At 59.8% G+C, this 12939-nt stretch carries 11 protein-coding genes; 3 read left to right on the top strand and 8 right to left on the bottom strand.

Annotation, left to right across the window (positions count from 1 at the left end; genetic code table 11):
* The 3 genes from gatA to DESLA_RS20970 are packed head-to-tail and all read left to right on the top strand — an operon-like array spanning position 1 to position 3943.
* Positions 1 to 1497, top strand: coding sequence for an Asp-tRNA(Asn)/Glu-tRNA(Gln) amidotransferase subunit GatA (gatA, locus tag DESLA_RS0115945; protein ID WP_028573238.1), 1497 nt, complete (start codon positions 1 to 3; stop codon positions 1495 to 1497).
* Positions 1494 to 2540, top strand: a complete 1047-nt coding sequence (gene mnmA, locus DESLA_RS0115940; protein ID WP_028573237.1) for a tRNA 2-thiouridine(34) synthase MnmA — start codon at positions 1494 to 1496, stop codon at positions 2538 to 2540. Before gatA ends, mnmA begins: the two co-directional genes overlap by 4 nt.
* Positions 2541 to 2569: 29 nt before the next feature.
* Positions 2570 to 3943 carry a MiaB/RimO family radical SAM methylthiotransferase gene (locus DESLA_RS20970; RefSeq protein WP_156932997.1) on the top strand — a complete coding sequence of 458 codons (1374 nt, stop codon included), beginning with the start codon at positions 2570 to 2572 and terminating at the stop codon, positions 3941 to 3943.
* A 19-nt stretch (positions 3944 to 3962) separates the two neighbouring features.
* On the opposite strand, the gene DESLA_RS0115930 is transcribed toward DESLA_RS20970, so the two are convergent.
* The 8 genes from DESLA_RS0115930 to DESLA_RS0115895 all read right to left on the bottom strand — a co-directional run bounded on the left by DESLA_RS0115930 (position 3963) and on the right by DESLA_RS0115895 (position 12898).
* Complete coding sequence (locus DESLA_RS0115930) at positions 3963 to 4361, bottom strand: hypothetical protein (protein ID WP_028573236.1); 399 nt, start codon at positions 4359 to 4361, stop codon at positions 3963 to 3965.
* A 211-nt stretch (positions 4362 to 4572) separates the two neighbouring features.
* Entirely contained in the window at positions 4573 to 5502 is a 930-nt protein-coding gene (gene lpxC, locus DESLA_RS0115925) for a UDP-3-O-acyl-N-acetylglucosamine deacetylase (protein ID WP_028573235.1), read from the bottom strand.
* A gap of 161 nt (positions 5503 to 5663) precedes the next feature.
* Positions 5664 to 6533 carry a peptide chain release factor N(5)-glutamine methyltransferase gene (gene prmC / locus DESLA_RS0115920; RefSeq protein ID WP_035261946.1) on the bottom strand — a complete coding sequence of 290 codons (870 nt, stop codon included), beginning with the start codon at positions 6531 to 6533 and terminating at the stop codon, positions 5664 to 5666.
* 2 nt (positions 6534 to 6535) lie between these two features.
* Complete coding sequence (gene prfA, locus DESLA_RS0115915) at positions 6536 to 7612, bottom strand: peptide chain release factor 1 (protein WP_028573233.1); 1077 nt, start codon at positions 7610 to 7612, stop codon at positions 6536 to 6538.
* A gap of 200 nt (positions 7613 to 7812) precedes the next feature.
* On the bottom strand, positions 7813 to 8031 hold the full coding sequence (gene rpmE / locus DESLA_RS0115910) for a 50S ribosomal protein L31 (RefSeq protein WP_028573232.1): 219 nt from the start codon (positions 8029 to 8031) through the stop codon (positions 7813 to 7815).
* 138 nt (positions 8032 to 8169) lie between these two features.
* Positions 8170 to 9342 (bottom strand): quinone-interacting membrane-bound oxidoreductase complex subunit QmoC, encoded by a 1173-nt coding sequence (gene qmoC / locus DESLA_RS0115905; protein WP_028573231.1) that lies wholly within the window; start codon positions 9340 to 9342, stop codon positions 8170 to 8172.
* 13 nt (positions 9343 to 9355) lie between these two features.
* Positions 9356 to 11647: a hydrogenase iron-sulfur subunit gene (locus tag DESLA_RS0115900; protein WP_028573230.1), complete on the bottom strand. Its 2292-nt coding sequence runs from the start codon at positions 11645 to 11647 to the stop codon at positions 9356 to 9358.
* 3 nt (positions 11648 to 11650) lie between these two features.
* Positions 11651 to 12898, bottom strand: a complete 1248-nt coding sequence (locus tag DESLA_RS0115895; protein WP_028573229.1) for a CoB--CoM heterodisulfide reductase iron-sulfur subunit A family protein — start codon at positions 12896 to 12898, stop codon at positions 11651 to 11653.
* Positions 12899 to 12939 lie beyond the last annotated feature (41 nt).

Below are 12939 nucleotides of genomic sequence, written 5' to 3'. Positions count from 1 at the left end.
ATGTCTGAACTTTCTTTCCACACCATGGCCGAGATTCGCCGACGATTGGCCGTCGGCGAGGTCCGGGTCGAGGACGTGGTCCGGTCCTGCCTGGACCGGATGGACGCCCTGGAGCCCTCCATCCGCGCCTTTCTTACCCGGGCCGACGAGGAAGTCCTTGGCCAAGCCCGGGAAATGGACCGCGTCGGCCCCACGCCGGACATCCTGGCAACCAAACCCTTGTGGGGCGTCCCCCTGGCCCTCAAGGACGTGCTGACCACTCGCGGCATGCGGACCACCTGTGGTTCGCGGATGCTGGCCGACTTCACACCCTGCTTCGACGCCGAGGTCGTAACCCGGCTGCGTGAAGCCGGGGCCATGATCCTGGGCAAGGTGAACATGGACGAGTTCGCCATGGGCTCGTCCACGGAAAACTCCGCCTTTCACCCCACGGCCAACCCCTGGGACCTCAACGTCGTTCCCGGTGGTTCCAGCGGCGGTTCAGCCGCGGCCGTGGCCGCGCGGATGGGCTTCGCGGCCCTGGGTACGGACACCGGAGGCTCCATCCGTCAGCCTGCTGCCTTTTGCGGTGTAGTCGGGCTCAAGCCCAGCTACGGTCGGGTCTCTCGCTACGGCCTTGTGGCCTACGCCTCCTCCCTGGACCAGATCGGCCCCATGACCCTGACCGTGGAGGACGCGGCCCTGCTCCTGCGGGTCATCGCCGGTCATGATCCCAAGGATTCCACCTGCGCGGATCTGCCCGTGCCGGACTACCCGGCCCTGCTGGCCGAGCGGCCCGACCTTTCCGGCCTGCGCATCGGCATGCCCGAAGAGTTCTGGGGCGAGGACGGCCTGGAGCCGGACGTGGCCCAGCGCTGCAAGCAGGCCATGACCCTGGCCGAGGAACTGGGCGCGACCTGCGTCCCGATCACCCTGCCCCACACGTCCTATGCCGTGGCCGCCTACTACATCGTGGCCTCCGCCGAAGCCAGCTCCAACCTGGCCCGGTTCGACGGGGTGCGCTACGGGTATCGGGACAAGGATGCCCGCGACCTGATCGAGATGTACCGCAACTCCCGCAGCAAGGGCTTCGGCGAAGAAGTCCAGCGCCGCATCATGCTCGGCACCTACGTGCTCTCCTCGGGGTACTACGACGCCTACTACAAAAAGGCCGCCCAGATCCGCCGCCTGATCCAGCGGGACTTCCTGGAGGCCTTTGCACGCTGCGACGTGATCTGCGGCCCGGTCACGCCCACCACGGCCTTCGGCATGGGCGAGAAAACAGCCGATCCGCTGCAGATGTACCTGAGCGACATCTTCACCATCTCCCTGAATTTGGCCGGCCTCCCCGGCCTGAGCCTGCCTGTTGGTTTGGGTGAGCGCAGCGGCCTGCCGGTGGGGTTGCAGATCCTGGGACCGGCCTTCCGGGAAGATGTACTCCTCCAGGTCGGCCATGTTCTGGAACAGCGCCTGCCCCGGCTGCCCCTGCCCACCGGGATAGCCCAACAGGCCCCGTGACCGTTGCCGTTGCCGTCAGCGGAGGCCGAGACAGCCTGATGGCTCTGGCCCTACTCCGGCGGGAGCGCAACCTTGTCGCGATCCATGCCCAGCTGGCCGACACGACCCCGCCCGAAGTCCTGGACGGACTGCGGGAAAACTGCCGTGTTCTGGATGTTCCGTTCCAAGTCCTGGATCTGCGCTCCCGGTTCGAAGAGCTGGTGGTCGCGCCCTATATCCAAAGCTATTTGGAAGGCCGCACGCCCAATCCCTGCGCCTGGTGCAACGCCCGGATCAAATTCGGCCTGCTCCTGGACGCAGTGCGCGAACAGGGTGCTCGAACCCTGGCCACTGGTCACTACGCCCGCCTGACCCTCACGGATCACGGCCCCGCCCTCTGGCGAGGCGCGGACCCGGCCAAGGACCAGAGCTATTTCCTGGCCCTGCTCACCCCGAACCAGCTTGCCCAGGCCGCCTTCCCTCTGGCCGACCGCCGCAAGCAGGACGTGCTGCCGGAACTGGAGCGCCTGGGCCTCGCTCCGCCCCTGCCCGGCGAAAGCCAGGAGGTTTGCTTCATTTCAGGCGACTATCGGGATTTCCTGGCCTCCCGGCTTTCAAAACTGCCGCCGGTCGGCCTCATGGTTCTCGAAGGCGGAGAGACCGTGGGCGAGCACAAGGGCCTCTGGCAGTACACCATCGGCCAACGCAAAGGCCTGGACGTAGCCTGGAGCGAGCCGCTCTACGTACTGCGCAAGGATCTGGCCGCCAACATCCTGGTGGTGGGCGAGCGGGCCCGGTTGTACAGCGACACATGCCGCCTGGAATCCATCAATTTCCTCGTCCCCACCACCGCCTGGCCCCGGGACCTCCGCCTGCAAACCCGCTACCGCCAACGCCCCGAATCGGCCCGCCTGGGTTCGGCCCCGGAAGCAAGGCAATCATCCAGCCCCGACACGCTCGTCCTGACCTATCCCGAACCCCGAGAACCCGCCGCCCCCGGCCAGATCGGAGTGATCTACTCCGCCGAAGGGCAAGTCCTGGCCGGCGGGGTGATCAGTTCCTGAACTTTCGCCTTTTGAAGAACATTCGAATCATGCGCTTCCACCTGACCACGTTCGGCTGCAAGGTTAACCAATACGAATCCCAGGTCATTCTGGAGCACTGGACTGGTCAAGGACATGTACAGGTTGCGGAAGCTGTTCAGGCTGACGTGATTCTGATCCATTCCTGCGCCGTAACCGCCAAGGCCGTGGCCGAGCTGCGCAAGACCACGGCGGCTCTGTATCGGAGCGCGCCCAAGGCCCGGATCGTAATCACCGGATGCGCGGCCCAGACCTTTGGTCCGGAGTTGCGCGGCCTTCCCGGGGTGGTCGGGGTTATCGGAACGCAGGATCGAGGAAGACTTCTGGAAGGACCGGAGCCGTTGCTGCAACAGTCCGCAGAGGAACTGTCCTCCGGCTCAAAGCCCATAGTGAACATGTTGGCAGGCGTCTCGGACTTTCGGCGTGCCCGGGCCCAGGTCAAGGTCCAGGACGGCTGTTCGCATGGCTGCACCTATTGCATCGTGCCCCTGGCCAGAGGGCCGGGACGAAGCCGGGAGCCGGGGGAGGTGATCGAAGAGGTCCGGCGTCTGCTTGCGGCGGGATTCCGGGAGATCAGCTTGATCGGCGTCAATCTCCGGCTCTACGGCCAGGATCTTCAGCCCCGATGCGACTTCTGGGACCTTGTTCTGACGTTGGACCGGACTTTCGCGCCGATGTGGGGCCAACGGGCCAGGCTGCGGCTCAGCTCCCTGGATCCGGCCATGCTGGGAAGCAAGGCCCTGGACGTAATCTCCGGGTCGCGGCTGCTTTGTCCGCACCTGCACCTCTCCCTGCAGAGCGCCAGTCCGGCGGTCTTGAAGGCCATGGGCCGGGGCCATTACCAGCCCGAGACCATCCTGGACTTCTGCCACCGACTGGAGCATCGGCTGGGCCTCTACGCTCTGGGTGCGGACCTGCTCACCGGCTTCCCCGGCGAGCAGGATGTCCATTTTCGGGAAACCCTGGAGTTCTGCTCCGCCTTACCCCTGACCTACGCCCACGTCTTCCCCTTTTCTCCCCGGCCCGGAACTCCGGCGGCGGATCGCCTGGACCAGGTGCCGGAGGAGGCTCGCCGGGATCGCGCCCGACAACTGCGTGCCCTGACCGGGACCAAGCGTCGAGGCTTTCTTCGCGCTCTGGCCGAGTGCGCCGCGGTGACCATGGTTGTGGAAGGAACCGCCCCGTTTCGGGGCAAATGCGAGTACTACGTGCCGTGCCGACTGGTCCAGCAGTCGGAAGGACCGGAGGAGAACGCAGGCGGGACGGACGGCAAAACACGCGTACTCGCCACACGGCAATTAGTCCGCGTTCGTCCCGTGGGTGCGACGCTCAAGGGCCGAGATTGGGGCCTGAAGTGCGTTCTGGGTGATGAAGCAGCTCAATGAGCAAACGCGAACGAGGCGGTTATTCCGGCAGGATCGTAATAGGCAGGGGAATAACGTGCAGATCCTGACGGTGGGGTTCGGTCTGGTCCAGGTTCCATTGCAGGCGGGAAGCGGGCAGGTCCAAGGCCGCCGCGATGTCCGCGACGAGACCGGTCATGTTGATCACCGGATGACGAATGAAGACCTTGGGCAGGCCGTAGGTCAGGTTGCAAGCCAGACATTTGCCCGGCCGCTGGACCAACTGAAACTGAAAGTTCAACCGACCCGCCGCATCGCCGTTAAAGGCCAACTTGACGTCAAAAGCCGCTTCGTCGGCGTCGCCGTACAGGGCCTCGAAAAAATCCGTGCTTCGTTGCGCAGGAAAAATCCGCTCCAGCCGTTGCGGTGTAAAAATGCTTTGGAGGTGATGGGAGTCCATAAAACTGCTATCTCTACGGTTACATTTTTCGCCGAAGACCCGGCATGGAATCCGCCGGCCCCGCCATACGCCCGGCGTCGGTGCTGACCAGCGGGGGATAATGCCAAGCACGGATCAGAAGTGTCAATAGTCGCCCGAAATCCATAAAAAAAGCCCCGTTCGAAATCGAACGGGGCAAAACGCCGCTGATACGACGAAAGGAGGGACGGGTTTAATTCCACACTTGGGAGGTCACAGGGACCTCGGACAGCGAGGGCAGAACGATCTCGGCAGGCACGGGTTGCTCGCCGCAAACGTCGACTTCCAGATAATCTGCCTGATGCTCCACGATGTATCTGGCAAAGGCGTTGTTCAGGGCATGGCCGGAGCAATATACCTCGAAGTCGCCGGTCATGGGCATTCCGAGAACGAAAAGATCCCCGATGAAATCCAACACCTTGTGCCGAACGAACTCGTCGGGATAGCGCAGCCCTTCCGGATTGATCACGCCGTATTCATCCAGCACCACCGCGTTGTCCAAGGAGCCGCCCAGGGCCAACCCGTTACGCCGCAAATATTCGACCTCGCGCATGAAGCCGAAGGTCCTGGCCTTGGCCACATGCCGGGTGAAGGTTTCGGGATTGCACTCCACGAAAAACTTCTGCGTTCCGACCATGGGGTGATTGAAGTTGATGGTATAATCCACGGTCAGCCGCTTCGAGGGGCGCGCCTTGATCCACTTGCCGTCCTGTTGAAACTCAATGGGCTTCTTCAGGGTCAGCAGCTTTCGAGGCTTGTTCTGACGTCGAAAACCGGCTGCACGAAGCAAAAAAATAAAGGAGGCCGAACTGCCGTCCATGATCGGCACTTCGTCTCCCTCCACTTCCACGAACAAATTGTCGATTTCCAAGCCACGGACGGCGGCCAGGAGATGCTCCACGGTAGCGAGTCGCTGGCCGCCGAACCCGAGAGTCGTGGCCATGGTCGTCTCCACCACGGCATCCGCGGACGGCCTGTGGAAGCGAACACCGTCCTCGCCGTGCAAGGCAAAGACGATCCCGGTATCCTCGGCAGCCGGACGCAATACAAGACGGACCTTGCGGCCCTTGTGCAAGCCGATGCCTGAACACTGGATGGATTTTTTAATTGTTTTTTGACAGATCATGCGCACTCCTTCTGCGTCACGACCATGCAATGAACGTACCGCTCCATGACATTCAGTTACACCCTGAAATACCTAGCTTTCATTCTCGACCGCCTTTCAGAATTCGTTGCTTTCGCAACTAATGGCGTTTTCTTTTCACAACACTGAAACCACGAACGTCACCATCGCAACCGGGCCTGGACATATCGCTCATGACCCGCGAGATCGTTATGAATCGCGATGTCCGCCCATCGGGGCGACATATCCCGAATTCGCTCACAAAGGCCCGGCGCCTGACCCGTTCCGACTTCCAGAAGCACAACCCCGCCGTTGACCAGGACTTCCTGAGCGTCACGTAACAGGGGAGGAAACAGTTCATCGCCTTCCAATCCTCCGAAAAGGGCGAGGCTGGGCTCGAAGGCGACGACTTCCCGGCTCAGGCTCTTTGCCTCTTTCTCCCCGATATACGGCAGGTTGGCCACGATCAAATCCAGGCTGCGTCCTTTCACGTGCCGCAACAAGTCCCCCCTGATCCGTAAGCAGCGGTGATCCACGCCGTGTCGCCGCAAATTTCCGGTCGCGACGTTCAGTGCGCCAGAAGAAATATCCGTCGCCACGGCCCGAGCCTGGGGAAAAAGTTTAAGCAGAGTGACGCAAAGCGCCCCACTGCCGGTACCGACGTCGACAAAACAAAAGGATTGCTCCCGGTCAAACAGCTTCAGTGCAAGCTCGACACCCAACTCGGTATCCGGACGAGGAATCAGCACTTCGGGAGAGACATGGAAGTCCAGCCCGTAGAATTCGCGACGCCCCAGGATATAGGCCATGGGTTCGCCGGTTCCCCGCCTCGCCAGGAGCGGACGAATTCGGGCCAGCTCCGGTTCGCTCAGAGGCTTGTCCAGATCCAGAAAAAGATCGAGTCGATTCAGCCCCAATGCATGCGCGGTGACGAGTTCCGCACTCAGGCGAGGCGAGTCTACTTGCTTCGTGGTAAGAAACTGGGTGCTTTTGGCGAGGATTTCACGCAATGTGGGTCGCGACGGCGACATGTTCAATATCCGTCGTCGGATTCGGCTTTCAAGGCTTCAGTCTGATAGTGCTGGACCAGGGCGTTCACCAACTCGTCCATCTCCCCTTCCAGCACGGATTCCAAACGATATAGGGTGAGGTTGATGCGATGGTCCGTGATTCGCCCCTGTGGGAAATTGTAGGTTCGAATCCGCTCGGAACGGTCTCCGCTGCCGACCTGATTCTTTCTGTTCTGATCGTAGGAGGCTTTTTGTTCGTCCTGCTTGGCCTTGAGCAGTCGGGAGCGGAGGACTTTCATGGCCTTGGCCCGGTTCTTGTGCTGCGACTTTTCGTCCTGACAAATGACCACCAGCCCCGTGGGGATGTGGGTCACGCGCACGGCGGAGTCCGTGGTGTTTACGCTTTGCCCCCCGGGACCTGAAGAGCGATACACGTCCACGCGCACGTCGCTTGGATCGATGTGCACGTCCACTTCCTCGGCTTCGGGCAAAATGGCCACGGTCACGGCGGAAGTGTGGATCCGGCCCTGGGATTCCGTGGCCGGGACGCGTTGGACCCGGTGCACCCCGGACTCGTGCTTGAGCCGGCTGTAAACCTTGTCTCCAGATATGGCGGCGATGACTTCCTTGAACCCGCCGGTACCGCTCTCGCTGGCCTGAATCAATTCCGTGCGCAGGCCGACTCGCTCCGCATACCGCATGTACATTCGGAAGAGATCCGAGGCAAAAAGAGCCGCCTCTTCGCCGCCGGTTCCGGCTCGGATTTCCAGAATCACGTTCCGGTCGTCCAAAGGATCTTTGGGAAGCAGAAGAATCTGCAACCGGAGCCGCAGCGTCTCCAACTGCTCCTCCAACTGCGTCGCCTCGGCCCGAGCCATTTCCCGGATTTCCGGGTCTGAATCGCTGAACAGTTCCTTGTTGGAATGTGCATCGGCCGAAAGACGAGTGAATTCCCGATAGACGGAAACGATCTCGCCCAGCTCGGCATGCCGTTTGGTCAGTTGCCGATAGCGCTCCTGATCGGTGAAGACCTCGGCGGAACTGAGTTCACGTTCCAATTCCTGGTATTTTTCCTGCAAGCTTTCGAGCTTGGCGAACATGGCGAGTCAGTCCATCTTGGAAATGCAAATTACGTGACCGGGAAGTTCAAACAAGTCCTAAGGGCATCGGCCCAAAAGAGGCACCGGGTGAAGCCTCGGCAGAAGAACAACGCCTACATCGTCGTTGGGTCATGCCCGTGAACGCGCAGGCGTATTCCTTAAGCTTGGGAGGATGGACGCAGTTGGGGAGGCTCTCCAAATCAGGCCTTGCCGCCGGCGACGGAAGCATACTTCTTTTTGAAGCGGTCGATCCGCCCGGCCGTGTCCACGAAACGTTGCTTGCCGGTGTAGAAGGGATGGCAGTTGGCGCAGATTTCCATCTGGACGTCGTTGCGCTGGGTGGTCAAAGCCTCAATTTCATGTCCGCAGGCGCAGTGGATCTTGCGCTTGCTTATTTCAGGATGAATCTCTTTCTTCATTGGAAATGACTCCTTGGTGTATTTGCGGAAACAGAAAATATAGCTTGAACGACTCGTTCTGACAAGGGCTACGCTCGACCTAAAAAAAACCAGGGTCTCACGACCCTGGTTTTGATCATCACGCGAAGAGACGAGGCTCTAAGCTTGCGGTTTGGGCGACCTGCCGATGTGCCGCGCATAGCCCAAGGCCACTGTTCGGTAGACCAGGTGAGCCAATTTGGACCACGGCAGATAAGCGAACAGCATGAAGATGCTCACCAAGTGAATATAGTACATCGGGTAGGCTGCGCCGGGGACATTGGCCAAGCGCAACAGCTGACTGAACATGCCGGAGAGGGCCACGACCCAGATCACGCCCAACAGGTACCAGTCGTAGTAGGACGACTTGAATTTCGCGTCGTCCAGGTTCAAGCGCCGTTTGGTCACCAGCACCAAGCCGACGAGCAAGGCGATGGAAGCAATGTTCGCCAGAATCTTAAAAGGGTTCCACAGGCTCAACGGGGTCATCAAGTCCCAGCCGGTGAACACGCCCAGCCAGTAAGCAACACCCACATAGGCCGTCACGATGAACAGACCGACAAAGCCAAAGAATATTCCCATATGCCCGTAGTAGCGGTCAGTATTGTCTCCACCGCACTCCTTCCACTTTGTGTGGGAGAGAATCTCGTCGATGATCACCTGCCATGTGGATTTGAGCACGGTCAATACGGGTACCCCGCCCATGGGCGCTTGTGGTGAATCATTGAAGATTTTGATCAGGGAAAGCACGCCCCTGGCGAAAATCACGAGCACTGCCACGGCGATCAAGCCGAATAGCGGGTCAATAAAGGCCGTTTGGGGGAAGACCAAGCGGTACAGCACCTGACCATTTTCATCCACCGGCGTACCAAAAAAGCCGGAGGTCACGAACCAAGCGACCAGGAAGATCAGAGCGGGGATACCGGCCAGGATCGGCAGGTACTTGGCCGAACTCATGAATTTGCCCATGATCGTCGGTTGCGCGATGTTCTGGTAGGCCATGTTGCGCATGGCCGCCATCAGGTCAGCGGGTTTCGCGCCGCGCGGACACTGGTCCGAACAGGTACCGCAATTGTGGCAGAGCCACATGTCCAGATCGCCCACCAGCTTGTCTTTCAATCCCCACTGTGCCCAGATCATTTCCTTGCGCGGGTAGGGATTTTCCTCCGGCGACAGGGGGCAGACCACGGAACACGTGGCGCATTGATAGCATTTCTTGAGTGATTCTCCGCCCGCGGCCTGCATCTCCTGAATGAACTGCAGATCGGGCTCAATGCGTTTAACTTGTGCCATATTCCGTCACCTCCTAGAAGCCTTTGTATGGGTTGGCGCCGATGTCGTCGATGATGTGATTCATGAAGTCGTCGATCATCTGCGGGACCTTGTCGTATTCGTCAATGGCCACCTGCTTCTGCTGGACCCGCTCCGGTTCCAATTGCAAGCGTCCGAGGGTCTCGGCGATGTTCTCCATCCGCTTGTTGCAGAGCTCGCTGCCCTTGGCAAAGTGACACTGGTAGTCGTCGCCGTATTTGCAGCCCAGCAGCAGGACGCCGTCAATGCCCTTGGACATGGAGTCGGCAACCCAGATGCTGTTGATGGAGCCCAGGCAACGGACGGAGATGAACCTGACGTACGGAGACCATTTCTTGCCTTGGAACGCGGCCATATCCAGAGCCGGATAGGCGTCGTTCTCGCAGACGAACACGATGACCCGGGGACCGCCTTCGTCAATGTCGTCCGGAACTTCGTTTTCCTTGATCATCGAGGCGATCATGTCCACGTTGTACTCCTCGAAGGAGATCACGCGCTCCGGACACGCGCCCATGCAGGTGCCGCAACGGCGGCAGCGGGTCGGGTTGGGTTGCGGCGTACCCTTTTCATCGTCGTCCAGGGCGCCGAAGGGGCACTCCTCGGTGCAGCGCTTACACTGAGTGCACCGGACCATGTTGAACTTGGGGAAGGAAATGTCACCGGACCGCGGATGGACGGCCATGCCGCGATTGATGGACTCAAGGCACTGGATGGCCTTGAGCACGGCCCCCGAAGCGTCGTCCTCCGCGGCACCCATGAGCATGGGCTGATGGACGCAGCCGGCGGAATAAACGCCGGTCCGTCGAGTCTCGTAAGGAAAGCAGATGTAGTTGGAATCGGCAAAACCGTTGAACAGATTCAAATCCGGGAATGCCGGTCCCTGGCGATAGGCGAAGTTCATGATCGGCTCGGCCAGGGTCGTGGGCACCATGCCCGTGGCCAGCACCAGGACGTCGACCTTGATCTCCAAGGGTTCGCCAAGCAAAGTATTTTCAGCCTGGACGATGATCCCCCCGTCCGAATCTTCCTTGACCTCGATCACGTCGCCCTTGGTCAGGAAAATGCCGGGATCGTCCTGAGCGGCCTTGTAGTACAGCTCCTGAACACCGGGGACGATCATGTCCTTATAGATGATGAAGGCCTTGCCGTTGGGGTTCTTTTCCCGCAGATAGCCGGCCTGCTTCAGCGAAACCATGCAGCAGACCGAGGAACAGTACGGCAGGTGCCCTTCCTCGGTGGAACGCTGCCCGGCGCACTGGATGAAGGCCACGGACTGAACGGGACGGCCGTCGGAAGGCCGGAGCAGTTCACCTTTTTTGGCCATCAACTCCATGTCCACGTTGGTGATCACGTTGGTGAACTTGCCGTGCCCGAGCGGGGCCAAAACATTTTCGCCCTTCTGAATTTCCGGAGTATCTACGACGGCGATCTCCTCGCCTTCCTTGCTCTCCTCCTTCGGGGCTTCGGTCTCCACGACTCGAGCCTCGGGATCAAAGGGCTTCCATCCGGTGGCCAGGACAACGGAACCGACGGGAATGCGTTCCTCGCCGTTGCCGGTGGCGATCACGGCGGTGTACTGACCGGGAGCGCCCTCAAGCTTGCTCAACGTAGACCCGGTGAATACACGAATCTTGTCGTTGGCGGAAACGTCGTTGATCTTCTTGTCCACGCCTGTCGGAATAGCCTGGGTGTAGGGGTAGGTGTACGGCACCTGCTTGTACATCTGAGCCGCGAAACCGCCCAATTGTCCCTGCTTCTCCAAAAGGACCACATCGTAGCCCAGCTTGGCGCCGCCCAGGGCGGCGGTCAGACCGGTGTTCCCACCACCGACCACCAGAATGGTCTTGGTAACTTCCGGAATCTCAGGTTGCGGAACAACGTACTTCTGCAACTTGATAATGCCCATCCGAATATAGTCCTGAGCCATCATCCGCAGGGTTTCCGGCACTTCACCTTCGGCCGTCGTGTCGGCTTCAGGACGGGCATACGTCCAGGCGCACTGCTCGCGCAAATTGACGCGCTCCACAACTGCCTTTTCACCGAACTGAAAAATGTCCCACTTCACTCGGGGAGAGCATGCACAGACAGCGACGCCATCAATGGTTTCAGCGTCAATATCCGCCTGGATCATGGACTTGCCTTCCTGGCTGCATAGCACCGGAGCGGTCTTGATCACCGGGCAGCTGCCGCCGTATTCACTTTGCACGAATTCCGCGAGTTGCCCTGCATTCAGTTGAGGGCCAATGTCGCAACCTTCGCAAATATATACACCAATTTTGCTGGACATTGCTTACCTCCCTACCACGGTTTGAATTGCTTTCAGCGCCGCACCAGTCGCGGTCTGGGCCGAGCGCATGACGTCCAGGGGCATTTTGGCGCACCCCGCCGCGATCACTCCGGCTTCCTGCGAAATACAGAATCCATCGTCGTCCTGCTGCAAGCCCGCCGGAAGGGTCTGTCCAGCAACGCTCGGTTCCATTCCAGTGGCCAAGACCACCATGTCGAACCGCTCCTCTTTCTTCAGGCCCTTGATGATGTCTTCGGCGGTCACCAGAACGTCGCCGGTGGCGCCGTCTTCCACGACCTGGGCGACTTTGCCCTTGACCATCAGGACTTTTTCATCCTCACGGATCTTTTGCAAAAATTTATCGTACCGTCCGGGGGTTCGGATATCGATGTAGTAGATCACGATCTGCGCATCCGGATATTGGGCCCGCAAGTAGGTGACCTGCTTCAAGGAAGCCATGCAGCAAATGTAGGAACAGTAGGAGAGATGGCTCTCATCGCGCGATCCGGCACACTGCACGAAGGCGATCCGTTCCGGAGCCTTGCCGTCGGAAAGGCGGACGATTTTGCCGTTGGTGGGCCCGCTGGGGCTGGCCAACCGTTCCATCTGCATATTGGAGATGGCGTTCTTGACCTTGCCCGCGCCAAGAATTTCCAGCTTGGACACATCGTACGGCTTCCAGCCCGTGGCCCAGACCACGGCGCCCACGTTCAGGGTGATTTCCTTTTCCCGGTCGTCCAGGTCGATGGCATCGTAGGCGCAGGCCTCGACGCACTTGGAACAGCTCTTTCCGAGACAGACCTCGGGATCGATCACGTAGCGCAACGGAAATGAATTCAAGTGCGGACGATACGCGGCCTTGCGTTTTTGCAGACCGAGTTCGAACTCGGAATCCGTTTCCACGGGACAGACCTGAGAACACTTGTCGCAGGCGGTGCAGTTGGTGTTCACGTACCGCGGGCTGAGCTTGATCTTGGCCGTATAATTACCAGGAGAACCCGTAACGGAGACGACTTCGGCAAGAGTAAAAAATTTAACCCTGGGATTGTTCTTGATTCGCTGGTAGTTGATTTCCAATCCGCAGGAAGGAGGACAAAGCTTGGGGAAGTATTGATTCAACTGGGAAACGCGTCCCCCAAGACACGAATTTTTCTCGATGATATACACATAATGTCCGACTTCGGCTGCTTCCAATGCGGCAGTGATTCCGCTGAAGCCGCCTCCTACGACAAGTATTCCTGAATGTTCCATAAGTTTCCTCCGTACAGTTTGCCTGACACTGGGCCCCAGGT

It is taken from the genome of Desulfonatronum lacustre DSM 10312, assembly GCF_000519265.1.
In the GTDB taxonomy this organism is placed as follows: Bacteria; Desulfobacterota; Desulfovibrionia; order Desulfovibrionales; family Desulfonatronaceae; genus Desulfonatronum; species Desulfonatronum lacustre.
The sequence above is the reverse complement of the archived record's forward strand: the minus strand, read 5'-3'. Positions and strand labels throughout refer to the sequence as shown.

Excerpts from the sequence above, each read along its gene's own strand:
- gatA (WP_028573238.1), top strand. The coding sequence starts at position 1 with ATGTCTGAACTTTCTTTCCACACCATGGCCGAGATTCGCCGACGATTG.
- DESLA_RS20970 (WP_156932997.1), top strand. The coding sequence starts at position 2,570 with ATGCGCTTCCACCTGACCACGTTCGGCTGCAAGGTTAACCAATACGAA.
- DESLA_RS0115930 (WP_028573236.1), bottom strand. The coding sequence starts at position 4,361 with ATGGACTCCCATCACCTCCAAAGCATTTTTACACCGCAACGGCTGGAG.
- prmC (WP_035261946.1), bottom strand. The coding sequence starts at position 6,533 with ATGTCGCCGTCGCGACCCACATTGCGTGAAATCCTCGCCAAAAGCACC.
- prfA (WP_028573233.1), bottom strand. The coding sequence starts at position 7,612 with ATGTTCGCCAAGCTCGAAAGCTTGCAGGAAAAATACCAGGAATTGGAA.
- rpmE (WP_028573232.1), bottom strand. The coding sequence starts at position 8,031 with ATGAAGAAAGAGATTCATCCTGAAATAAGCAAGCGCAAGATCCACTGC.
- qmoC (WP_028573231.1), bottom strand. The coding sequence starts at position 9,342 with ATGGCACAAGTTAAACGCATTGAGCCCGATCTGCAGTTCATTCAGGAG.
- DESLA_RS0115900 (WP_028573230.1), bottom strand. The coding sequence starts at position 11,647 with ATGTCCAGCAAAATTGGTGTATATATTTGCGAAGGTTGCGACATTGGC.
- DESLA_RS0115895 (WP_028573229.1), bottom strand. The coding sequence starts at position 12,898 with ATGGAACATTCAGGAATACTTGTCGTAGGAGGCGGCTTCAGCGGAATC.